General features: G+C 58.3%; 20 protein-coding genes. 8 read left to right on the plus strand and 12 right to left on the minus strand.

Annotated features, from left to right (window positions below; translation table 11 throughout):
* Position 1: 1 nt before the first annotated feature.
* The 7 genes from HDF12_RS12205 to recN form a co-directional block, all read right to left on the minus strand.
* The gene (locus HDF12_RS12205) at positions 2 to 751 is read right to left on the minus strand and encodes a phosphorylase family protein (RefSeq protein WP_179583758.1); all 750 of its coding nucleotides are present in this window, start codon (positions 749 to 751) and stop codon (positions 2 to 4) included.
* Positions 748 to 1,758, minus strand: coding sequence for a hopanoid-associated sugar epimerase (gene hpnA, locus HDF12_RS12210; protein ID WP_179583761.1), 1,011 nt, complete (start codon positions 1,756 to 1,758; stop codon positions 748 to 750). Before hpnA ends, HDF12_RS12205 begins: the two co-directional genes overlap by 4 nt.
* 84 nt (positions 1,759 to 1,842) lie before the next feature.
* Complete coding sequence (locus HDF12_RS12215; protein WP_179583764.1) at positions 1,843 to 2,289, minus strand: hypothetical protein; 447 nt, start codon at positions 2,287 to 2,289, stop codon at positions 1,843 to 1,845.
* A gap of 5 nt (positions 2,290 to 2,294) precedes the next feature.
* A complete protein-coding gene (hpnH, locus tag HDF12_RS12220; protein ID WP_179583768.1) occupies positions 2,295 to 3,434 on the minus strand; it encodes an adenosyl-hopene transferase HpnH in 1,140 nt (379 codons plus the stop codon).
* Positions 3,435 to 3,488: 54 nt separating this feature from the next.
* Positions 3,489 to 5,513, minus strand: a complete 2,025-nt coding sequence (gene shc / locus HDF12_RS12225) for a squalene--hopene cyclase (protein ID WP_179583773.1) — start codon at positions 5,511 to 5,513, stop codon at positions 3,489 to 3,491.
* Positions 5,514 to 5,561: 48 nt separating this feature from the next.
* Positions 5,562 to 6,575: a 4-hydroxy-3-methylbut-2-enyl diphosphate reductase gene (locus HDF12_RS12230; RefSeq protein ID WP_179583774.1), complete on the minus strand. Its 1,014-nt coding sequence runs from the start codon at positions 6,573 to 6,575 to the stop codon at positions 5,562 to 5,564.
* A 379-nt stretch (positions 6,576 to 6,954) separates the two neighbouring features.
* Positions 6,955 to 8,649, minus strand: a complete 1,695-nt coding sequence (recN, locus tag HDF12_RS12235) for a DNA repair protein RecN (RefSeq protein ID WP_179586795.1) — start codon at positions 8,647 to 8,649, stop codon at positions 6,955 to 6,957.
* A 166-nt stretch (positions 8,650 to 8,815) separates the two neighbouring features.
* Here recN and HDF12_RS12240 point away from each other — a divergent pair, with 166 nt between their 5' ends.
* The 6 genes from HDF12_RS12240 (at position 8,816) to HDF12_RS12265 (ending at position 14,270) form a co-directional block, all read left to right on the plus strand.
* Positions 8,816 to 9,601 carry a MotA/TolQ/ExbB proton channel family protein gene (locus tag HDF12_RS12240; protein ID WP_179583775.1) on the plus strand — a complete coding sequence of 262 codons (786 nt, stop codon included), beginning with the start codon at positions 8,816 to 8,818 and terminating at the stop codon, positions 9,599 to 9,601.
* A 2-nt stretch (positions 9,602 to 9,603) separates the two neighbouring features.
* Complete coding sequence (locus HDF12_RS12245; RefSeq protein WP_179583776.1) at positions 9,604 to 10,017, plus strand: ExbD/TolR family protein; 414 nt, start codon at positions 9,604 to 9,606, stop codon at positions 10,015 to 10,017.
* Complete coding sequence (locus tag HDF12_RS12250) at positions 9,956 to 10,828, plus strand: TonB family protein (RefSeq protein WP_179583778.1); 873 nt, start codon at positions 9,956 to 9,958, stop codon at positions 10,826 to 10,828. The genes HDF12_RS12245 and HDF12_RS12250 overlap by 62 nt, the downstream gene beginning before the upstream one ends.
* A gap of 96 nt (positions 10,829 to 10,924) precedes the next feature.
* Positions 10,925 to 12,295: a DPP IV N-terminal domain-containing protein gene (locus HDF12_RS12255; RefSeq protein ID WP_179583780.1), complete on the plus strand. Its 1,371-nt coding sequence runs from the start codon at positions 10,925 to 10,927 to the stop codon at positions 12,293 to 12,295.
* An 86-nt stretch (positions 12,296 to 12,381) separates the two neighbouring features.
* On the plus strand, positions 12,382 to 13,140 hold the full coding sequence (locus HDF12_RS12260; RefSeq protein ID WP_179586797.1) for an OmpA family protein: 759 nt from the start codon (positions 12,382 to 12,384) through the stop codon (positions 13,138 to 13,140).
* A gap of 119 nt (positions 13,141 to 13,259) precedes the next feature.
* Positions 13,260 to 14,270: a tetratricopeptide repeat protein gene (locus HDF12_RS12265; protein WP_257025632.1), complete on the plus strand. Its 1,011-nt coding sequence runs from the start codon at positions 13,260 to 13,262 to the stop codon at positions 14,268 to 14,270.
* A 3-nt stretch (positions 14,271 to 14,273) separates the two neighbouring features.
* On the opposite strand, the gene HDF12_RS12270 is transcribed toward HDF12_RS12265, so the two are convergent.
* The gene (locus tag HDF12_RS12270; RefSeq protein WP_179583782.1) at positions 14,274 to 15,332 is read right to left on the minus strand and encodes a dihydrodipicolinate synthase family protein; all 1,059 of its coding nucleotides are present in this window, start codon (positions 15,330 to 15,332) and stop codon (positions 14,274 to 14,276) included.
* 118 nt (positions 15,333 to 15,450) lie between these two features.
* Between HDF12_RS12270 and HDF12_RS12275 the strand changes: the two genes are divergently transcribed.
* On the plus strand, positions 15,451 to 15,936 hold the full coding sequence (locus HDF12_RS12275) for a hypothetical protein (RefSeq protein WP_179583784.1): 486 nt from the start codon (positions 15,451 to 15,453) through the stop codon (positions 15,934 to 15,936).
* A 15-nt stretch (positions 15,937 to 15,951) separates the two neighbouring features.
* Here HDF12_RS12275 and carB read toward each other — a convergent pair whose 3' ends face one another.
* The 4 genes from carB to HDF12_RS12295 all read right to left on the minus strand — a co-directional run bounded on the left by carB (position 15,952) and on the right by HDF12_RS12295 (position 21,633).
* Positions 15,952 to 19,266, minus strand: a complete 3,315-nt coding sequence (gene carB / locus HDF12_RS12280; protein WP_179583795.1) for a carbamoyl-phosphate synthase large subunit — start codon at positions 19,264 to 19,266, stop codon at positions 15,952 to 15,954.
* Complete coding sequence (locus HDF12_RS12285; RefSeq protein WP_179583797.1) at positions 19,250 to 19,783, minus strand: hypothetical protein; 534 nt, start codon at positions 19,781 to 19,783, stop codon at positions 19,250 to 19,252. The genes carB and HDF12_RS12285 overlap by 17 nt, the downstream gene beginning before the upstream one ends.
* A complete protein-coding gene (gene carA, locus HDF12_RS12290) occupies positions 19,784 to 20,926 on the minus strand; it encodes a glutamine-hydrolyzing carbamoyl-phosphate synthase small subunit (protein WP_179583805.1) in 1,143 nt (380 codons plus the stop codon).
* Between the two features lie 395 nt (positions 20,927 to 21,321).
* Complete coding sequence (locus HDF12_RS12295) at positions 21,322 to 21,633, minus strand: Rieske (2Fe-2S) protein (RefSeq protein WP_179583814.1); 312 nt, start codon at positions 21,631 to 21,633, stop codon at positions 21,322 to 21,324.
* Positions 21,634 to 21,729: 96 nt separating this feature from the next.
* Here HDF12_RS12295 and HDF12_RS12300 point away from each other — a divergent pair, with 96 nt between their 5' ends.
* Entirely contained in the window at positions 21,730 to 22,662 is a 933-nt protein-coding gene (locus HDF12_RS12300) for an alpha/beta hydrolase (protein WP_179583816.1), read from the plus strand.
* Positions 22,663 to 22,668 lie beyond the last annotated feature (6 nt).

Here is a 22,668-nt window from a genome sequence, read left to right on the forward strand (position 1 = left end):
TTTATCTCCGCTTCTCAGTGTAGTCGCCCGTCGATGTGCGCACCGAACCGCTCTCATCCAACCATCCATAGAGCGCCTCTGCCAAATTCTTAGCCGCGGCAGAACTATGTCTTCCCAACTTCATCAAACCCGACCACGAGCCCGGCCGCACCGCAACGTGCGCGAGGAACGGCAGCATCTTCAACCGCCCATTCTCTGCAACAAACAGATTCAAGTCTGGCAACTGCGCATCCGCATCATCCGACACCGCCTTGAAGCAATAAAACGGAATGCTCTTCCCCAACGCGATCCGGGCAATCGTCGCCGCTTCCATGTCTACAAGCCCCGCCCCGTAACTCGCAGCTAACCGCTTCTTCTCACGTTCATCAGCTACATGCGTCGTAGTTGCCAGTACCGGCCATGCGGGTTGAAAATCCGCCGGACGAAATCGTTCTCCCGTCTTCGTATCGACGACCAAAGAGACACCGGAAACAGACTCCGCCGCAACAGCTCCATCCAGAGCACCCGCCCATCCCACCGAGCAAACAGCGTCAACCGCAGCAACCTTCTCAACCTCAACAAAGGCCACAGCCGCCCTCACTTCACCCATGCCCGCACAAGCGGCAATCCAACACCCATCCGCGTGGCGGTACTCCCACACCGAACACCCTTTACCCGACTCTATTCGCTTCCAATTTCGCGGACCCGAACCATGCACAAACGGTTTCAGCTCGCCTTCCAGAGCAGCAATAATCGCAATGTTTCCCTTCATGCCACCAGCCCATCCAGTGGCGGCGCATAACCATGTGCAACGAACCACTCGATCGCTGCTCGCAGCGCACTATAAACAGGCAACACCTGAAATCCCAGCTCCCGCTCCGCCTTGGCCGAAGAAGCAAACATCATCTTCTGCCCCATCCGGACGGCTTCTACGGTCGCACGCGGCTCCTTGCCCCTCAACTTGCCGGTAAAGTTTTCATCGAAGAACGCAAAGGCCATCGCCACTGCATGCGGCACCTTCACAGTCGGAGAAGGCAGTCCAGTGATCGCCGACATACGATCCAGAATCTGCTTCAGCGTAAGATTCTCCCCGCCAAGAATGTATCGCTCTCCCGGAGTTCCACGCTCGAGCGCGACGACATGCATCCGCGCCACCTCGGCCACATCAACCAAGTTCAATCCGGTATCCACATACGCAGGAAAATTTCGATTCAGGAAATCGACGATGATCCTTCCCGTCGGCGTAGGCTTCGAATCGCCAGGACCAATCGGCGTTGTAGGATTCAGGATCATCACATGCTGGCCAGCCTTCGCCGCTTTGATGGCCTCGAGCTCTCCAAGAAACTTAGACCGCTTGTAATGCCCAATCATCTCCGACAACGAGACCGGAGACCCCTCGTCTACGATCGTCCCATCTTTCTTGAACCCCATCGTCGCCACGCTCGAGGTATAGACCACACGTTGCACCCCAGTCTCGCAAGCAAGCTTTAGCAACTCCCGCGTACCAGTCACATTGGCTGCATACATCTGGTCCGGATCACGCACCCACAGACGATAATCCGCGGCAACATGAACCAGAGCATCGCAGCCCAGCAAAGCAGATCGCAGCTTCTCCGGCTCACGAAGATCCCCTGTCACCATCTCGGCATCAATGCCAGCAAGGGAGTCCAGCCGGCTGGTCTGCCGAGTCAGCAACCGAAGGCTGGCGCCCTCTGCCGCATAACACCTGGCCACATGGCCTCCAATGAAGCCCGTCGCTCCCGTAATAAATACGCGCACTCTCGCTCTTTCCAGCCAAACTGGCAGATAACCCTGGAAAAACACCAACCTGCTACCCGGCAAACTCTACGCCCGACCGCGGTCTTAGTCCAGCTTCTCCGGCTCGATCTGGATGTTCTGTTCGCCGGCTGCCTTCTTCTCCCAGTACTTCTTCACCCAAGCTTCGAAGGTCTTGCCCGCCGCCGTATCGCGGCCACTGAACGCAATCGCCGCAATGTCCGAGTAAGCGATACTTACCTTCGTCTTCTCATTCACTGGAATAATGCGGACAAACGAGTCTGCGAGAGAGGAACCTGTCCGTCGATCGAAAAGGTAGCCAATCACCTGAGACCCATCTTTACGGGTGACTGTAATATCGCCGCGATAGTCAAAGGCCTTCTCCAACGCCTCGGTGATCTCTTGATCGGTCGCAAGCGTCGGAATCCAGCCTTCAAGTTGTTCGCGGTCGCGACCCGCAATGTGCTCGAGTTCGTCAGCACTCTGATGCCGCAACTGTTCGATCTTTAGATGTTCCTGTTGTTCCGTAGCCATGACACCTAGTCTCCTGAGATCGATTGCAGTTCTGTCTTCGTTGTCCCGACTGGAGCTTGAATCTGAATCAGCGGACTGGTGTGCTCCGGCCGCCACTCGTTGAGCAGCTTCTGTGCGCCCTCATCAGGATAGAGAGACGCAAACATATATCTCTTGGCCGTGGTCAAAAAGCCTTTCAGAGAGCCGAAGTTATAGTCCACCGCAGAAGCTTCGTGTCCGGAGTGCACCATGCAGTTCGCACACTGGGGATTACCGCTCTTCGCGCCGTAGTTCTCCCACTTTGTGGAGTCCAGCAGCTCTTGAAAGGTATCCGCGTAGCCATCCTGCAGCAGGTAGCATGGCTTTTGCCAGCCGAAGATACTGAAAGTCGGCATTCCCCACGGCGTACATTCAAAGTTCTGCTTCCCCATCAGAAATTCGGAAAAGAGGGGATGAGTATTGAACTGCCACTCTTTTTTGCGATTGGAGAGTATGGCGCGAAACATTCTGCGGGACTTCGCTTTGCCGAGAAAATGATTCTGATCCGGCGCCTTATCATAGGTATATCCCGGCGATACCATCATGCTTTCGACGCCGGCTGCCATCATCTCGTCGAAGTGGGCACGAACACTATTCGGATCTGCCCCATCGAATAAGGTGGTGTTGGTCGTAACACGGAAACCAGCCGCAACCGCAGCCCGCACGCCCTCCATCGCAATGTCGTATCCACCTTCGCGGCAAACCGAAAAGTCATGATGCTCGCGCTGACCATCCACATGGACTGAAAAAGAAAGATACTTGCTCGGCTTGAACAAGTGCAGCTTCTCTTTCAAAAGCAGCGCATTGGTGCACATATAAACGTACTTCTTGCGCGCTACCAATCCGGCAACGATCTCGGGCATCTGAGGATGCAGCAATGGTTCCCCACCGGGAATCGAAACCATCGGCGTTCCGCACTCTTCCACAGCCTTGAAGCAGTCCTCGGGCGAAAGCTCCGACTTTAGGATGTGCGCGGGATACTGAATCTTTCCGCAACCGGCACACGCCAGGTTGCAGCGAAACAACGGCTCCAGCATCAGCACGAGCGGATACTTCTTCCGGCCCATCAGCTTCTGCTTCAAAACATAAGTTGCAACCGTCCAGGCTTGCGAGACTGGCACTGCCATCGATGTCTCCTCCAGATAACTTCCAGATAAATTCTTGTCACGCGACTTACTGGGTTAGTGAGCCGTACCGCTCTTCATCGCACGTTCGTAGGTTGTCAATGCCAGCAGCGGGAAGTACTGTTTGTAAAGGTGGTATCCGAGATAGAACACACGTGGGAAACCGGTACCCGTGTAGTAGCTCTCGCCATTGCGTCCGGGAACCAGCTCATCCCAGCTTCCATCTTCATGCTGACGATCCACCAGCCAGCGAATACCTTTCGCCACGGAATCAGAGCGTGTATCCCCCGCAGCCAGCAATCCAAGCACAGCCCACGCCGTCTGCGAGGGCGTACTCGGTCCAATGCCACGCTGATTCGGATCGTCGTAGGTGCCGCAGGTCTCGCCCCATCCGCCGTCCGCGTTCTGCACCATGCGAATCCACTCGGCGGCCTGTTGCACGGCTGGCTCATGATTCCAGAAGCCCATCGCCTCAAGCCCGCGCAGCACCAGGAACGTTCCGTAGAGATAGTTGACGCCCCAGCGCCCGAACCAGCTCCCGTCCGGCTCTTGCTCCTTCAGGATGAACTGAATAGCTTTCTCCACACGAGGATCACTTCTTGTCACGCCATACAGCGCCAGCATCTCCAACATGCGCCCTGTGATATCGACCGTCGGCGGATCGAGCATCGCATTATGGTCCGCAAATGGGATGTACTGGAAGATCATCTTGGTGTTGTCGCGATCAAAACTCGCCCAGCCACCGTTCTTGCACTGCATCGCCCATATCCAGTTCAGCGCCCGTTGGCAAGCGTCGTACTGATACCGCTCGCGCGGGTTTTCCACGCAGTTGAGCGCAAGAAGAACCTGTCCAGTATCATCCACATCCGGATAAAACTCATTGTTGAACTCGAAGTACCAGCCGCCCGGCTCAACATTCTTGACCTTCTCCGCCCAGTCGCCCTTCTGACGCACTTCCTTCGACAGGATCCAATCCGCAGCCTTCAACATACGCGGATCGTCTCTCCGAACTCCTGCCTCACCAAGCGCGTACATCGCCTGCGCCGTATCCCACACCGGCGGAAAGCAGGGCTGCATCCGAAATGTAGGCGTCGAATAGTCGTCCGTTCCATCAGGACAATCGATACCAAGCTTCTCAAACTCATCAAGCGCACGAATCAACTGAGGATCATCCACCGACCGTCCCAGGCACCGCAGAGCCACGATCGAGTTCAACATGGCCGGATAGATCGCACCCAATCCATCGGACTTCTCGAAACGCTCCAGCATCCACTCTTCCGCCCGCTTCAGCGCAATCTTGCGCAACGGACGAATATGAACCCGTTCCGCCAGGTGCGCAATCCGGTCGAGAGCAAGGAAGACGTTGCGCCAGCCAAATGGCTTTTTCTTATCCCAGCGAAGATGCAGATTGGCATTCTCGCGCCCACCCACGAAAAGCTCCTCAATCCCCTGCTCCGGAGCCAGTTTCTTGAACGGCTTCTTCGCATAAATGATCGACAGCGGAACAAGAATGCCGCGCGACCACGAAGAGATCTCATAGATGTTGAAGTAGCACCAGTTTGGAAAAAGAACAATCTCCGGTGGAATTGCCGGTACTGCGTCGTAATCGTACTGCCCCAGCGCGCACAGATAGATCTTCGTAAACGTGTTGCACTCGACGACGCCGCCGTGCGCTAGCACCCACTCACGGGCCTTCACCAGCACCGGATGATCCTTCGACCATCCCATCAGCTTCAAAGCAAGATAGGCCTTGACCCCATAACTGATGTTCGACGGCCCACCTGGGAACAGTCCCCAGCCCCCGTCGTCATTCTGATGACGAAGAATCTCATTGATCGCGCGTTCCATCCGGCCCGGTTCGCCGGTTCCCAGCAGCGTATGCATGAAGATGTAGTCAGACTCCAGCATGCTGTCTGCTTCGAGTTCGCCGCACCAGTAACCATCGGGATGTTGCTGTTCGAACAGCCACTTTTTGGCGCGCGTCACACCTTCGGCAATGCGCTCCAGGCCAACATCCATCCGGCCAAAGCGTGGCTGGGCCAGCTGATCGGCGCCCTTCGTATTACTTGCAGATATCCCCATGAAAAACAAACTCTCTGTCTACAAAACTAGTTACCGATACGAAATTCGTTACCGGTTTACTGGTGGAGCAGATGCAATCGCCTGAACGATCTCCGGCGGCAAGCCAAAGCGAACGTTCTCCGGCATCACTTCAACTTCATCGACCGAACCATACCCCATCGTCTGCAGATACTCGACAACGTCCTTTACCAGAACCTCTGGAGCCGAAGCACCAGCCGTCACAGCAACCGTGTCAACCCCATCAAGCCACTCCGGACGAATAGCATCCGCCGTGTCGATGAGGTATGAATTCGTATCCAGATTCTTTGAAACCTCGACCAGGCGATTGGAGTTGGAGCTGTTGGTCGACCCGACAACCAGAACCAGGTCCGCTCCGTGAGCAACATTCTTCACCGCAACCTGCCGGTTCTCCGTCGCATAGCAGATGTCCTGCGAGTGCGGCCCAACGATGTTCGGAAACTTATTCTTGAGCGCCTGAATCATATCCCGGGCCTCATCGAGCGATAAGGTCGTTTGCGTCAGATAAGCCACGCGATTCGGATCTGGCACAACAAGGTCCGCAACCTCCTGCACCGTCGAGACAACCTGAGTCACATCCGGAGCCTCACCCTGTGTACCCTCTATCTCGTCATGGTCACGGTGACCAATCAGCACCAGCGAGTACCCCTGCTTCGCAAATTTAATCGCCTCAACGTGAACCTTCGTCACCAGCGGGCAGGTAGCATCCACCACCTTCAGGCCGCGTTCCTTAGCCCGGTCACGAACCGCCGGCGAAACTCCATGAGCCGAGTAAATCACCCGAGCGCCCTCTGGAACCTCATCAAGTTCGTTGACGAAGATAGCGCCCTTCTTCGCCAGGTCGGTCACAACATAGCTGTTATGAACAATCTCTTTGCGAACATAGATCGGAGCGCCAAAGGTCTCCAGCGCAATCTGCACGATATCGATCGCACGCACGACGCCGGCACAGAAGCCGCGAGGCTTGAGGAGGAGAACCCGCTTAGTTTTCGTTTTGTTGCCGCTATCGGTTACAACGGCGTGATCAAGGGTGGTTGTAGTCACGTCCCTAGTATACCGCGTTCAATCCCACATAAGCACAGAATTGAACCATTCTAGGTGCAGCATTCTAAATCGAGAAAGCAACGAAAGTCGCACAAATAATGGAACCTTCTCAAGGTCTCCGGCATCGTCCTGGCGTCCTCCTATGCGTCCAAAACTTAGAGCTTCTGGCCAGCACAGGCCGGGTGACCGCAGTCGCACTGCAGCTTTGTCTCACCCTTTGCTGTTTCACAGTACGCAGAACAGTACTTCTGTCCTGCAGGTGGGGTGCATAGACAACCTTTCATAGCGCACTTCTTGGAATCGTCCGACATCTCATCCTCCTGGATAGCATCTCCTCACTCGGATGCGTATACGCTCTCACAAGATGTGCGGCAAACCATCATCGACTGCTTTCCAACAGGTGTTCTGCGTGTTTGAGACTGGTCTCCGTCAGCTTCGCCCCACTCAACATGCGTGCAATCTCGTGGGTTCGCTCCGAATTCTCCATCCGACGAACCTCGGTCTGCGTGCGGCCGCGCTTCTCCGTCTTTTCAATCAGGAAGTGCTGATCCCCAAACGCCGCAATCTGCGGCAGATGGGTAATACACAGCACCTGCTGGCCTTTGGACAAGGTCTTCAGCTTCCGCCCAACCGCCTCCGCCGCTCGTCCGCCGATGCCAATATCGATCTCATCAAAAACCAGCGTCCGCGGAAGAGCCGACTTCTTCTTCCTCCCCGCCCCTCCCGACGCTGCTTCCTCCACCGTCACCTTCAACGCCAGCATCACCCGCGACATCTCACCACCCGAAGCGATCTCATGCAACGGCTTCATCGGCTCTCCGGCGTTGGTCGCAATCAGACACTCCACCTGATCCCATCCATGCGCGGTCCAGTTCTCCGAAGACTTCTCCGCCGTAACCCGAACATGAAACCGAGTGCTCATTGCCAGGTCATTGATCTGCGCCTCGGCCAGCTTCTCCAGCCGCTTCGCAGCCTCCGCACGTCCAGCGGTGAGCTTCGTCGCGACAACTTTGTAAGCCTCCGCGTCCTGCTCCTGCTTCGCCTTCAGTTCAATCAGCAGCGCATCGCGATTCTCAACCTCAGCCAGTTGCCGCGCCGCCTCGGCACCAAAGTCGATGACCTCTTTCAAACTCTGCCCATACTTCCGCTTCAAGCGATCGAGCGCAGCCAGCCGATCTTCAATCTCTTCCAAGCGCCCCGGCGCAGCGTGAACATTGTCAGCAAAATCCCGCACCTCGGCATCTACATCTTCAACGATCGCCTTCGCAGCCGCTAACTGTTGCGCAGGCTCCTGAAACCGTGCATCGTACCGAGCCAGCTCCTCCACATGCTTCAACGCCGCACCCAGCGCGCCCTCCGCAGAGCTCTCCGATTCATAAAGCAGCTCATGCGCGCTCATGGCAGCCGTATAAAGCTTCTCCGCATTTCCCAACACGCGTTTCTCTGCCTCAAGCTGCGTGTCTTCATCTTCCGCAGTCAACCCGGCCTGGTCGATCTCCTTGCTCTGAAAGCGCCACAGATCCGCCATCCGCAAACGGTCCTGCTCGGCAGACTGCAGCTCGTCCAGTTTGTCCGTAGTCGCACGCCACGCAGCAAACGCCTCCGCCACACTATCGATATTCACTCCACCAAAGCGATCCAGCAGAATCCGCTGCTGCGCCTGGTCAAACGAGCCCATCGTCTCCCCTTGCGAGTGGACCAGCGCAAGCTCGGGCGCAAGCTGTCGCAACACGCCTACCGTCGCCGGCTGATTATTAACAAACACCCGCCCCTTGCCATTCACCAGGATCTCCCGTCGCAGCAAAAGATGATCCGACTCACTGTCGATCCCATTCGCCTCCAGAATCGCAGCCGCCCCCTGCGTCAGCTCGAAGACGCAGCTAACCACCGCCTTCTCTTCCCCATGGCGAACGAAATCAGCCGATGCCTTTCCTCCCAGCAGCAGCGCCAGGGCGTCGATCAAGATCGACTTCCCTGCGCCCGTCTCGCCAGTCAGCAGGTTAAGACCAAGCCCGAACGTAGCGACCGCACGGTCGATCACAGCATAGTTTTCCGCGCGCAACTCCAGCAGCATAAGGCCCTCAGGCAAACACGTATCGCGAGAATAGCAAACCTCGCTCCCACCCACCATTTCCGCCAGAAAACAGGGCACACACTCGCACCACAGCAGATGCCCCGCCCCGATTGCCAGCCACATTGCCCCAACCACGATTTACACTAAGTTCTGGTACACAACAACTATGGTCTGGACCCTTTCCTTAGCTCTCTACTTTTTTCAGGAAGACCCCTCTGCCGCCGCGCCCCCCGCGGCCTCCAACACCAGCGCCCTGGTAGAGATGATCCATAACAGCGGCCCCGTTGCCTTTGCCGTCCTGGTCATCCTGCTTCTCGCCAGCATCTTCTCCTGGGCCATCATGTTCTCCAAGTGGTCGAGCTTCAGCAGAGCCCACACTCAAAGCCAGCGCTTTGTCCGGGCCTTTCGCAAATCGACTCGCCTCAGCGAAATCGCCGCCGTAGCCGACCAGTTCAGGCCCAGCCCACTCGTCGCCGTCTTCACGGAGATCCACGACGAGTATCAGCGTCAGAACGGCGGACGCGGCCTCCCCCGCAATCCAGTCGCCCTCGAACGCGCCGCTCAAACTGCCTCAAGCGAAGCCCTCACCGCGATGGAAAGCCGCATGACCTGGCTTGCCACCATCGCCGCCATCGCTCCCTTCATCGGCCTCTTCGGCACCGTCATGGGCATCATCGACGCCTTCCACGGCCTCGGCACCGCTGGCGCCGCGACCCTCCGCGCCGTCGCCCCCGGCATCTCGGAGGCCCTCATCACCACCGCCGCCGGCCTCGTCGTCGCCATTCCCGCCGTCGTCGGCTACAACCAACTCACCGCCCGTCTCCGCGAGTTCGGCGCGCGGATGGACGACTTCGGACGCGAGCTACTCAACGCCATCGAAAACGCAGCCATGATCAGTCCTCCCAGCTCGCCGCAGCCGCAAGCCGAAGAAGTTCGCAGGAGAACCTTCTAGCCATGGCCTTCTCTGCAAAGGGACGCACCCAGACCGCGCTCGCCGAGATCAACATCACTCCGCTGGTCGACGTCGTTCTTGTCCTTCTGCTTATCTTCATGCTCACCGCCCCGGTTCTCCAGTCCGGTGTCGAGGTTGCCATCCCCAAGACGCGCTCCGTCAACCAGCTCACCGAAGAACGCATGGTCGTCACCATTGACCGCGAGCAGAACGTCTTCCTCCAGGACAAGCCCGTCAACGTCAACCAGCTCCCCACGCTGCTGAGATCCACCGGCAAAGCCGAGCCCTCCAAGCGCATCATCTACCTGCGAGCCGACGAGCGCGTGCCCTTCGGCGCATTCGCTTCGGTTATGGATGCGGTCAAGCAGGCCGGCATCACCAACATCAGCATCGTCACCCAACCAATCCAGAAGTGAGGAGGGTGACATAAATACGTCTCTCACAATCGGTCGCGACAGCGATGGCAATCCCGATAAGCTCGGCGCGAACTTCGTCGGCTCCATCGTGCTGCACGGCCTCATCGCTGCGGCCATCCTGGGCTGGGCCTTTCTCTTCCACACACGAGGCCACGACTGGGGCGAGAACGCCTCCAACGCAGGAGCCATTCAGGCCACCATGGTCTCCTCGCTCCCGCTTCCACCCACACAACGCACCCTCGACACCGGCGTCCTCACATCGGAAGCGCCAAGCCCCGCGCCCGTCATCACCAAGGAAAGAACCGAACCGCCGCCTACACCCAACGAAGTAGTGATCCCTGAAAAGATCACCAAACCAATCAAAGAAGCTGAAAAGCCCACGCCAGCGCCACCAAAACACATCCAGCCCGTCACCCCTCCGCCAACCAAAGCAGTCACAGGCGAAACCGCAGGCGTCCGCATCGCGCAATCGACGCTGGAGGTAAAAAACGGGACCGCAAGTGTCTCCGTCGAAGACCGTACCTTCGGCCAGCGCTTCGCCTACTACGTCAACATCGTCAACAGCAAGGTCGCGCAAAACTGGTACACCGCCGAGGCTGATCCGCGTACCTCCATTGGGAAAAGCACCACCATCATCTTCGATATCAATCGCGAAGGAGTTCCCTCCAACCCCCGCGTCGAATCCCCCAGCGGCTCACCCTCGCTAGACCTCTCCGCCATGCGCGCCGTGCAGCGAGTCGACGGCTTCGGTCCTCTGCCGCAAGGCGATCACATCACCGTCGAATACACCTTCCACCTTCATCCCCAGTGAAAAAAGTTGCGCCTGTTGGAGTGCTTCCCTTGATTCCGCTGAGCAACCTGCGCCAAGCACCCCATCAAGACAACTTTGCGTCTAACATAAGACATAATGCATAGACCGAAACGAACGCCAGTCAGTCGGCACTCTTATTGGCACAATATAGTAGCTCTGCTCTTTCTTCTTGCATGCGCCTTCGCCCTACAAGCGCAGGAAGGCTTCAAGACTGAAACCTCCAGCGGAGTCTCCAACATCCGCATCGCAGTCGCCGACTTCAAACCCGCCTCCGCAGATCCGCAAACCTCCGCCTTCAAACACACCTTCGACGCGACCCTCTACGCGGACCTGGCGAACGCTGGCATCTTCGACATCGTCTCGAAGAGTCTCCTCCCGGAATCCACTCCAGGCGCACCCGCCGAGATCAGGATTCAGCAGTGGGCCGATGCACCGACGTCCGCGGCCATGGTGGCCTTCGGCAACTTCAGCGTTCAGGGCAACAGAATCACCTGCAACGGCTTCCTCTTCGACGCAAAGAATCTCCAGTACCCACAGGTCCTCGCCAAGCAGTACAACGAGGACGCCACCGACGACTCAGCCCGCCAGATCGCCCATCGCTTCGCCGACGAGATCATCTTCCGTCTCAGCGGAGGAAGTCAGGGTATCGCAGAATCCAAGATCTACTACGTCAAGCTCACAGGCGCCGACAAAGAGATCTGGCAGATGGACTACGACGGAGCCAACCAGCACCCTCTCACACACCTCGGCACGGTCTCCCTATCTCCTCGCATCTCGCCCGACAACTCCCGCCTGGCCTTCTCCTCACTAGGCCGCGATGGCTTTCAAATCCGCATGTTCTCTCTCGTCCTCAACCGCATGGTGAACTTCTCCGCAACCGGCGGGACCAATCTCTCGCCGGCATGGTCGCCCAACGGCAAGGACATCGCCTACTCCTCCTCCCGCAGCGGCGACCCTGAGATCTGGATCTCCGACACCAACGGAGGCACCTCCCGCCGCGTCACCAGCTTCCGCGGCCCCGACGTCTCACCCGTCTTCAACCCCCGCACCGGCTCGCAGATCGCCTGGATCAGCGGACGCACCAATCTGCCCCAACTCTACGTCATGGACGTTGACGGCTCCAATATCCAGCGCATGACCGACGGTGGATACGCAACGTCCCCCTCATGGTCTCCCAACGGACAGTTCCTCACCTTCGCCTGGGATCGCAAGTACGGCCCAGGCGCTCCCGGTGGACAGGATATCTACGTCATGGAGATCGCCACTAAACGCTGGATTCAACTCACCCACGACGGCGGTCGTTGCGACTTCCCCTCCTGGTCTCCAGACGGGCGTCACATCGTCTACGCCAACTCACCCGATGGCAAAGCCACCCACATGAAGATCATGACCATGCTGGCCGACGGCACGCAAAAACATGAACTCACCGGCGCTGGCGCAGACATGCCCAACTGGAGCTGGAAGTAAACATTCTTATCGTCTCTGCGGAAGCGCTTCGCAGGCAACTTGATCTTTGATCCACTAACGTTGGCAGGAGATATCAAATGAACGCGATGCAAATAGGAATTCGCAAGACCTTGGTGATTGCAGTAACCCTCATTTCCATCGGCGCCGTCACCGGCTGCCACAAGAAGGCCAGCGGCATTGACCCGAATGCGCTCGGCCCGGCGCCTGCTCCTCCAGCGGCCGCCCCCACTGCCACCATCACCGCAGATCCGCTCTCCATCGATGTCGGCCAATCCGTCGTCCTCAACTGGCGCACACAGAACGCAGCCTCTGTCACCCTCGACGGCATCGGCGACGTGAGCACCAACGGCACCCAGACCGTCGCTCCGTCCACCTCCACCAACTTTCATCTCACTGCCAAAGGTGACGGCGGCACCACCGAAGCCAGCGTGCGCGTAACCGTCCGCGTACCTGCTGCCCCCACTGCGCCTCCTCCGGCAGACACGGACATGGGCACCGAAGCCGCCTTCCACCAGAACGTTCAGGACGTCTTCTTCGACTACGACAGCTTCGATCTTCGTCCCGACGCAACGTCAGCTGCATCCAAAGCAGCAGCGTACCTCACCGCTCACCCCGCCATCAGGGTCGTCATCGGGGGTTACTGCGACGACCGCGGCTCAGCAGAGTACAACCTTGCCCTCGGCGAGAACCGCGCCAACGCCGCTCGCACCGCTCTGGTCTCCGCTGGTGTACCGGCTAGCCGTCTTCGCGTCATCAGCTACGGCAAAGAGAAGCAGTTCTGCACTGAAGAGAACGAGAGCTGCTGGCAGCAAAACCGCCGCGCCCAGTTCTCCCTCGACCGCTAGCCTCAACGCAACCAATCAAAAACCATCCCTTCCCCTGTCCTGATTCAAGGACAGGGGTTTCTGCTAACCTGACCCCAACTCTTTTTAGTTCCTCGCGCGGCCCACCACGCTGAGGGTCGATGGAAGACAGAAAGCCGAGTGCCTCTGACATGATCAAACCAATTCAACCCGTTCACCGTAAATTTGCCATCCCGACGATTCCATTAGCCGCTCTCCTCGCGGTCATCCTATTCTCCTCCGCCCCAGCCTTCGCCGTAAGCAAAGACATGGTGCAGCTGCAGACCCAGATTCAGGAGCTGCAGGACGCGGTAGCCCGGCTTCAGCAGTCCAACGATGAGCGCATGGGCGTCATGAAAGACCTCATCCAACAAAGCGCCGACTCCATCAACAAGATGGGTGCAAACGTCGACGCAATGCGCAAGCAGCTACAGACCCAGCAGGAGGCGCAAGGCGGAAAGGTCGACCAGGTCTCCGGCCAGATTCAATCCCTCAACGACTCCGTCGACGAGATCAAGGCACGCATCGCAACCCTCCAGAAGCTCATGCAGGATGTCCAGAGCCAGCAGCAGTCCATGAGCGCCGGAATGCCGCAGCCGACAGGCTCAGCGGCCCCCCAACCCTCGAACTCCGCACCGATCACAACCGCGCCTCCAACGGGCCCGGCCCCCATCGTGAGAAAAGGCAAACCCTCGGCAAACATCCCCCAGGCAGCCGACACTCCCGGTCCCGCCGTCCCTCCCGCCGACGAGCTCTACAAGACCGCCCTCGGCGACTACATGGCCGCCAAGTACCCCCTCGCATCCTCTGAGTTCGGCGACGTCGTCAAGTACTACCCCGACAATCCCCTCTCAGGAAACTCCTTTTACTACCAGGCGGAGATCGACTTCCGCGACGGCCGCTACCCCGCCGCCATCAAGTCCTACGATGCCGTCCTCGAGCAGTATCCCGACAGCAACAAGGTCCCCGCCTCCCACCTTCACAAAGGCATCGCCCTCTTCAATCTCAAGGAGAACGAAGCCGGCACCCGCGAGCTCCGCGCCCTCATCCAACGCTTCCCCAATGCGCCGGAGTCGATGCAGGCTCGCAGCAAACTCAGCGGCATGGGCATCCCCGTCACACCCAAGCACTAAGCCTCAGTTACGTATCCCCTGCATCAGAGCCTCAATCTCGGCCCGTGCTTCCCCGCTAAGCGGTAGCCAAGGCAGACGCGGCCTCCCTCCGAAGTACCCATTCAAATCACACCCAAACTTGATGCCTCCAACCCCCATCTGTTTCTCTATCCTTGCCGCCACATCCTGCAACCTCATCTGCTTCTCCTGTGCCAACCCTTCATCCCCATCCTTCCACGCCGCCAGCACCTCATAGCAGGCCTGCGGAGCCGCCGCCGCAAACGCCGGCATCGCTCCCACTGCGCCACTCTTCAGGCCTTCAAACATCCCATCAGTCCTTCCAGCCAATACTTGAAATCCCACCACCTTCGTTCGCGTCTTCGCCACAGTCTTCGACGGCGTCGCCACAGCAGCTCCCCCGTCCGTCAATGCAGTCGCCAAAATCAAATCTTTTGCCTCGGCGCCTTCACTTCGACTCTGCATCCTCCCAGTCACGGCCGCGAACACCCCCGTCACCGTCACGTCCCGCTTGTACCTCGCAGTTCCCGTCTTAATCGCCTCCATCCGCTCGCGGTCGCCCAAACCATCCACCATCCCGAGTACCTTCGAATGTCCCGCCAGCTCGATCACAACCTCCGCCGGCAACACAGAGCCCTCATCTGACGCCGGGCAATACAACACAACCGGCAGCGCCGACCGGTCGCCCACCGCCTGGAAATAGCTCATCAGTTCCTTCGTCCGTTCTCCAGTACCCCGAAGCATCAAAGGCCGCTTCACCAGCACAACATCATATCCAAACTCAGCAGCGGACTCCGCCAACTCCAGCGTTCCCACCACGCTATCGCGCGACACACCTGCAATCAGCACCTTCTCTGCCGCAGCTGCCGCAACAACAGTCCGCAACACATGTCGTGTCTCCTCTTCCGACAGCAGAGTCGGCTCCCCTGCATCACACAGCGCAACAAGCCCGGCGGCAGGCGTCTTCGAGTAGCGAGACACATTGTGTTCCAGCTTATGGAGATTAAGGCGTCCGTCGGGATAGAACGGTGTAGTCAGCGGTAGTTGAAGCCCATCAAGCAGCATCTCTCTATTCTAAGAGCGAATGCCCAAACCATGCGAAGCCGTGCCCCATACCCCGAAAGACGTAACCACGGGCCGTCTCGACGAAACCCCATTGCAGTAATCTAACCTTTTGATACCTATGACCAACGGACGAGACATCTCGCAGGGCAAATCTCTCGGCGACCTTGGCCGCGAAGCCTCCTGGTTTCTCACCCACACCCTCATCGCCGTCCTCATGCTCGCCATCGTCATAGTAGTCATCTCGCTCAACCACCCAGACCCAGACTCAGCGACTCCCAAAGTGCTCGCCACCATTCTGGCCGCCCTGATCCCCCTCTTCGGCGGAGCGATCGTCACTCGCCTCCTGCAAAACGACATCGCGCCCTACACCTGGATCTCAGGTCTGGTCATCTTCTCCATCGTATGTGTCTGGGTGCTCGACCTGCCCACCGGCAAAGGTCTCTGCGAAGGCTGCGGAGCAGTGGAAAAGCTCTGGCGCACCTTCTTCACCTTCCGCCATGGCAGCGGGCTCATGGGTGGGGACGGCCTCCTCATCGGCACCTGGCTCCCCCTGTCAATGATCAGCTACGCCATCGGCGCAAAGATCGCCCGCGAGCCCTACTAACCCACCTGATATCTTCTAGTCGACCACCGCAACCGCTTTGACCTCGCCCGCAATCCTGTTCGCGTGAAGCGTCTGCAACGCCACAACACTCAAGGTACCGTCCTGCAACGCGGAGATCCCCTCGGCCGCTGCCCGTGCCGCTGCCAGCGTCGTAATCGTCGGGATCCTCGCCATCACCGCCGCGCGCCGAATCGCCTTCTCATCAAAGAACGTATCCTGCCCATGCGGCGTGTTCACGATCAGCTGAATCCGATCTCCCTTGATCAGGTCAACCACATTCGGCCGACCCTCCTTCACCTTGTAGACGCGCTCCGGCTGCAGCCCAGCCTGTTCCAGCACAAGAGCCGTGCCATGCGTAGCTACCAGGTGAAATCCCATCTCCACAAAATCCCGCGCCAGCAACACTGCGCCTTCCTTATCGTGATCATTGACGCTCAGAAACACCGTCCCCTGCAACGGAAGCACCTGCCCCGCGGCGATCTGCGCCTTCGCAAACGCCTCGCCAAAGTTATCCGCAACCCCCATCACCTCGCCCGTAGACTTCATCTCCGGTCCAAGCACCGTATCCACGCCCGGGAACTTGCCCCACGGAAACACCGGCGACTTCACAAAGTAATGCGAGCCCGTCTCCAGATCCTTACCACTGGCTGTCTGCTCCGGCAACAACTCCTTCAACTTCCGTCCCACCATAATCCGCGAAGCAATCTTCGCCAGCGGAATCCCCGTCGCCTTCGAAACATAAGGCACCGTCCGCGAAGCCCGAGGGTTCACCTCAATCACGTAAACAATCCCGCGCTGAATCGCAAACTGAATATTCACCAGCCCGCGCACGCTCAACGCCATCGCCAGCTTGCGCGTGTACTCGCGAATCATCCGCAGCACGTCATCGCTCAGATCAACCGCAGGCAGCACGCAGGACGAGTCGCCCGAGTGAATCCCCGCCTCTTCGATGTGCTGCATGATCCCAGCGATCACCACATCGTCGCCATCGCACAGCGCATCCACATCGCACTCGACTGCGTCTTCCAGGAAGTGGTCGATCAACACCGGCCGCTCCTGCGAGTACTCGATCGCCGTCGACATATACCGCACAACTGCCTCATCGTCGTACGCGATCACCATCGCGCGTCCACCCAGAACATACGAAGGCCGCACCAGCACCGGATAACCCACACGATTCGCGCCAGCCACAGCCTCTTCCACGCTCGTCGCCATCGCGCCCTCAGGCTGTGGAATCTTCAACTCTTCAATCAGTTTTCCAAACCGTTTTCGGTCTTCCGCTAGATCAATCGACTCCGGCGACGTCCCAATAATAGGAACACCAGCCTTCTTCAGCGGCAGCGAAAGATTCAGCGGCGTCTGACCGCCAAACTGCACGATCATCCCGATCTCCGCACCCGAAGAAGCCTCGTGCTCATACACCCCAAGCACATCCTCCAAAGTCAGCGGCTCGAAGTACAGCCGGTCGCTCGTGTCATAGTCGGTCGACACCGTCTCCGGATTGCAGTTCACCATGATGGTCTCGTAACCATCCTCACGCAGCGCAAACGCCGCATGGCAGCAGCAGTAATCGAACTCAATTCCCTGCCCGATACGATTCGGCCCACTCCCCAGAATCAGAATCTTCTTCTTCTTCGTCGGCGCCGCTTCATCTTCCTCGTCATAGCAGCTGTACAGATAAGGCGTGTAGCTCTCAAACTCACCCGCGCACGTATCCACCATCTTGTACACCGGCACCACGTTCAGCTTCTTCCGCAACGCCCGCACAGCCGCCGTTCCTTCAGCGCCGGTCAAACCCCAGCTAGCCGCCAACCTCTCATCCGAGATCCCCATCCGCTTCGCCGCCCGCAGTTGCTCCGCCGTCACCTCCGCCATCGGCACTCCGCCAACCGCCTTGATCTCATCCGTAATCTGCTTCATCTGATACAGGAACCACGGGTCCATCGAGGTCATGCGTGCAACCTCGCGCACCGTCATCCCCCGCTCAAACGCGTACCGAATATAGTTCAATCGTTCCGGATGTGGAGTCACCAAACGCTGCGTCAACCGCCGCGGCTCAATCTCATCCGCCGTCGCCTTCTTACCCGTCTCCAGCGACCGCACCGCCTTCATCATCGCTTCCTTGAAGGTCCTGCCGATCGCCATCACCTCGCCAACCGACTTCATCTGCGGCCCCAGCACCTCATCCGCGCCAGGAAACTTCTCAAACTGCCACTTCGGAATCTTCACCACGACATAGTCAATCGTCGGCTCAAAACAGGCAGGCGTTGCCTTCGTAATGTCATTCTGAATCTCATCGAGCGTGTACCCGACCGCCAACCGCGCCGCAATCTTCGCAATCGGAAAACCCGTCGCCTTACTCGCCAGCGCCGACGAACGCGACACCCGCGGATTCATCTCAATCACCGTCATGCGCCCGTTCAGCGGATTCACCGCAAACTGCACATTGCTCCCGCCCGTCTCCACACCAATCTCGCGAATCACGCGAATCGCCGCATCCCGCATCGCCTGGTACTCGCGATCCGTCAGCGTCTGCGCCGGAGCAACAGTAATCGAGTCACCCGTATGCACACCCATCGGATCGAAGTTCTCAATCGAGCAAATAATGATGACGTTATCCTTCAGATCCCGCACCACCTCCAGCTCATACTCCTTCCATCCGAGCACGCTCTCTTCAAGCAAACACTCATGCACCGGCGAAAGATCGAGCCCGCGCGAAAGAATCTCCATCAACTCTTCGCGGTTGTAAGCAATTCCACCGCCCGAACCGCCCAGCGTAAACGAAGGCCGAATCACCACCGGAAATCCAATCTTCGTCGCAAACTCCAACCCATCGCGAATATTGTTGATCAGCGCAGACCGCGGCATATCCAGCCCGATCTTCGTCATCGCGTCCTTGAACAGCAGCCGGTCCTCAGCCTTCTTGATCGCCTCTAGCTTCGCGCCGATCAGCTCAATCCCCAGCTTATCCAGCACACCGGAGTCCGCCAGATCCACCGCAAGATTCAGCGCCGTCTGCCCACCCACCGTAGGCAGCACAGCAAATTTTCCTTTGCCCCCAAGACCATCCCGGTCCAGCATCTCCTTCTCAACGCGGAGAATCTCTTCGAGATAAGCGGCATTTAGCGGTTCAATATAGGTTCTATCCGCAACCTCAGGATCGGTCATGATCGACGCGGGATTCGAGTTCACCAGCACGACCTCATAGCCCTCGGCCTTCAGCGCCTTACAAGCCTGAGTCCCCGAGTAATCGAACTCCGCCGATTGACCAATCACAATCGGCCCCGAGCCGATCACCAAAATCTTCGCAATGTCATTCCTGCGTGGCATTCATCTTCTCCGCTTCTTGCAACGAACCGCCACAAGGCAACGATTCGATAGTTCTGTAAATCGGTACATGACTCAACTCTGCCGCATACTCCTCGGCGTCATCCGGATGGCTGATCAAATCCCGCGAATCCGGCTTGTAGTACTTCACGTGAAAACTTCCAACCGTTCCATCGGCTTCTGGGTAAAGATTAGCCTCGCCCAGCCACTGGCCCCACATCTCCACACTTCCAAGCAACGCGGTCAGCTTCCCAGCGCTGTCGAACTTGTAATCAAAGACAACTTCATGATCCGGATAAAACTGCCGCAATCGAGCCGCTTCGAGCACGGTTCCCGCAAAGGAAAGCTCCGCAAACACTGTCCCAGCCCTTGGATTGATCAGTGGCTGAAACCGCTGCAAGCTCCACGCGCCGTTCATCGCGCGGGTGCAGTACACAGCTTTTGTCTTTCTCTTGACTCCAAAAACAGAAGAAGAAAACAGAAGCAGCACCATGAGAAAAGTGCCACCTCGCAAAATCATCTACTTCTTCCACTCTTCCATCATCTTCCGGAAATCCTTGAAGAGATAATGCGAGTCGTGCGGCCCCGGACTAGCCTCCGGATGGTACTGCACACTGAACATCGGGTCCGTTTTATGCTTCAAACCAGCCAGTGTCTGATCGTTCAGATTCGTATGCGTCTTCTCCACCGTCTTCTCATCCAGAGACTTCGGATCGACAGCGAAGTTATGGTTCTGCGCGGTAATCTCAACCTTCCCCGTCTGATGATTCATGATCGGGTGGTTTCCGCCGTGGTGCCCGAACTTCAGCTTGTAGGTCGTACCGCCCAGCGCCAGCCCAAAGATCTGGTGGCCAAGGCAGATCCCGAAGATCGGTGCCTTCCCCTGCAGCTGCTTCACATTCTCAACCGCATACTCCAACGGCTCCGGATCCCCCGGCCCATTCGAGAAGAACACCCCATCCGGCTTCATGGCCAGCACATCCGCCGCCGAAGTCTTCGCCGGAACCACCGTCACGCGGCAGTTCTCCCGCGTCAGCATCCGCAGAATATTCTCTTTGATCCCGAAGTCATACGCGACCACATGCATCTGCTTCGCGTCTTCACCGAGTGCCGCAGTCAGCAACGTATCGCCTGTCTGATTCTTCGGCTCATTCGCATCCCACTCATAAGCTACCTTCGTGCTCACGACGCTTGCGAGATCGGTTCCTTCCATCTTCTTGATCGCTCGCGCCTTCGCAACCAGGGAATCCACATCGAGATTCTCCCCCGAAGCAATCACCCCGCGCATCACGCCATTGGCCCGCAGATGACGCACCACCGCACGCGTATCAATCTCCGCAATCACCGGCACGCCATAGCGCTCGAGATACTCATCCGCCACCTGCGTCGAACGCCAGTTCGAACTCATCGGCGAAAACTCGCGCGTCACCAATCCTTCGATGAACGGCTTCTTCGACTCCGCATCGCTCGGCGTCGTCCCATAGTTCCCAATATGTGGATTTGTAAGAACCACGATCTGACCCGCATAGGAAGGATCGGTAAAGATCTCTTGATAGCCGGTCAGTGATGTATTGAAGACCACCTCGCCCGAGCATTCCGCCCGCGCGCCAAAACTCTTACCCCGAAAAACGCGCCCATCTTCTAGCGCCAGTATTGCCTGCATTGCCTCTCCTGCCTGGAGTGGATTTAATAGATTCTATCAGCATTCGCGCTGCAAAACGCCGATCGCAGGCAAATCCCTTCGCACGCAAAAAGGGCTCGGCACAATCGCCGAGCCCTTTCACATTCTGTTCAAACTCTAGCTGTGGTGGTGATGATGATGGTGACGATGATGATGATAGGTAGACGCGTTAGCAGGTACTACCGCACCGGCAAGAACGACGAAGGCAACTACAGCAAGAAATAACGAACGCAGCTTCATGACAAACTCCCTCTCGATTAGCCACTCTTTCGAATGGTGTGTAGCTAAGTGGCAGCGTAACCCGTCCTCCAGTAGGTAAGGGACATATTTTTCCTCAATCGAAGCGAGGTTCCGACCTTGATTCCCCAATCGGTCCGTTATTCGATATCCACCAGAACGTCTTCGCCCTCCACCCGCAGCGGAAACACCTCCACCCGCTCATGCGCCGGATACTCCGCCAGCCCCGTCTTCACGTTGAAAGCCCACGAGTGCCACGGACAAACCACCGCCTCGCCCTCGATCCAGCCCTGCCCCAGCGGCCCCTGCCGATGAGGACAAACGTTATCCAGTGCCGACAACTCTCCATTCACATTCGCCAGGCAAACCGCGACACCCTCTACCTCTGCCTCCATCACCCGTCCCGCTGGCGGAGCCTCCGCCATCCCGCACAACCTCACCCACTGCGCCACTCGAATCCTCCGCCAACTACATCTTAGAGGCTCGGGCTTCCCAAACGACTCACCACCTCCACCTCGAATGCTAAAGTCGATACAGAAGCCCGACTCATGCCCCGCCCCACTCCGAAGTCCAGCAAGCGCACCCAGCCAACCAACGCCCAGCCTGAAGTCGTAAGCCCCCTCTGGCTCGTCAAAGCCATCGCCTTAACCATCATCGCGGCGCTCGTCTGCGGCTATCTCACCCTCTGCCTCCTCTTCTACCAGGGTCAGTGGCAGCTCGTCCTCCACCCAATCCGCACCTCCGCCGCACCAACCTCTATAGCAGGCATCCCTTACGAACTCATCCACTTCGGCCCCGACGAATCCGCCACCCCACAGCTCACCGGCTGGTGGATCCCCTCCTCACCCGGAGCCCGCTATGCCCACGCCACCATCCTCTTCCTGCCCGGCGCCGACGGCTCCCTGGCCGACTCCATCCCCACCCTCGCCAGCCTCCACAACCTCGGCCTCAACGTCTTCGCCTTCGACTACCGCGGCTACGGCCAAAGCGCCGCAACCCGCCCCAGCCAGCAAAACATGACCCACGACGTCGACTCCGCCTGGCAATACCTCACCACCTCCCGCGCCCTCCCACCGCAACAGATCATTCCCTACGGAACCGGCGTAGGAGCCTCCCTCGCCACCCAGCTCGCCGCATCTCACAACACCATTCCCGCCCTCATCCTTGACTCTCCACGCGCCGACCTCCTCGAACTAGCCCAACACGACCCCCGCGCCCGCCTCCTTCCAGTCCGCCTCATCTTTCACGAGCACTTCCCCCTCGCCGCACCGCTCTCCGCCCTCAGAACTCCCAAGCTTCTCCTCACCCGCGCCGCCCCACCCGACCAAAGCTTTCGCACCGCCGCCGATCCCAAACTCACCGTAGAACTCCCGTCACCCGCCGACGCACTCTACAGCCAGAGCCTCGCCCGCTTTCTCGACCAATACCTCCCGCCCGCCCCAACCCAACAACTCGTACCTTCCCCGGCACCCACCCACTAAGATCCC

This window comes from Tunturiibacter gelidiferens, assembly GCF_013410115.1.
In the GTDB taxonomy this organism is placed as follows: Bacteria; Acidobacteriota; Terriglobia; order Terriglobales; family Acidobacteriaceae; genus Edaphobacter; species Edaphobacter gelidiferens.

Coding starts and splice junctions, on each gene's coding strand:
- HDF12_RS12205 (WP_179583758.1), bottom strand. CDS start 751: ATGAAGGGAAACATTGCGATTATTGCTGCTCTGGAAGGCGAGCTGAAA.
- HDF12_RS12215 (WP_179583764.1), bottom strand. CDS start 2,289: ATGGCTACGGAACAACAGGAACATCTAAAGATCGAACAGTTGCGGCAT.
- hpnH (WP_179583768.1), bottom strand. CDS start 3,434: ATGGCAGTGCCAGTCTCGCAAGCCTGGACGGTTGCAACTTATGTTTTG.
- shc (WP_179583773.1), bottom strand. CDS start 5,513: ATGGGGATATCTGCAAGTAATACGAAGGGCGCCGATCAGCTGGCCCAG.
- recN (WP_179586795.1), bottom strand. CDS start 8,649: ATGCTGCTGGAGTTGCGCGCGGAAAACTATGCTGTGATCGACCGTGCG.
- HDF12_RS12240 (WP_179583775.1), top strand. CDS start 8,816: ATGGTCTGGACCCTTTCCTTAGCTCTCTACTTTTTTCAGGAAGACCCC.
- HDF12_RS12245 (WP_179583776.1), top strand. CDS start 9,604: ATGGCCTTCTCTGCAAAGGGACGCACCCAGACCGCGCTCGCCGAGATC.
- HDF12_RS12250 (WP_179583778.1), top strand. CDS start 9,956: ATGCGGTCAAGCAGGCCGGCATCACCAACATCAGCATCGTCACCCAAC.
- HDF12_RS12255 (WP_179583780.1), top strand. CDS start 10,925: ATGCATAGACCGAAACGAACGCCAGTCAGTCGGCACTCTTATTGGCAC.
- HDF12_RS12260 (WP_179586797.1), top strand. CDS start 12,382: ATGCAAATAGGAATTCGCAAGACCTTGGTGATTGCAGTAACCCTCATT.
- HDF12_RS12265 (WP_257025632.1), top strand. CDS start 13,260: ATGGAAGACAGAAAGCCGAGTGCCTCTGACATGATCAAACCAATTCAA.
- HDF12_RS12270 (WP_179583782.1), bottom strand. CDS start 15,332: ATGCTGCTTGATGGGCTTCAACTACCGCTGACTACACCGTTCTATCCC.
- HDF12_RS12275 (WP_179583784.1), top strand. CDS start 15,451: ATGACCAACGGACGAGACATCTCGCAGGGCAAATCTCTCGGCGACCTT.
- carB (WP_179583795.1), bottom strand. CDS start 19,266: ATGCCACGCAGGAATGACATTGCGAAGATTTTGGTGATCGGCTCGGGG.
- HDF12_RS12285 (WP_179583797.1), bottom strand. CDS start 19,783: ATGATTTTGCGAGGTGGCACTTTTCTCATGGTGCTGCTTCTGTTTTCT.
- carA (WP_179583805.1), bottom strand. CDS start 20,926: ATGCAGGCAATACTGGCGCTAGAAGATGGGCGCGTTTTTCGGGGTAAG.
- HDF12_RS12300 (WP_179583816.1), top strand. CDS start 21,730: ATGCCCCGCCCCACTCCGAAGTCCAGCAAGCGCACCCAGCCAACCAAC.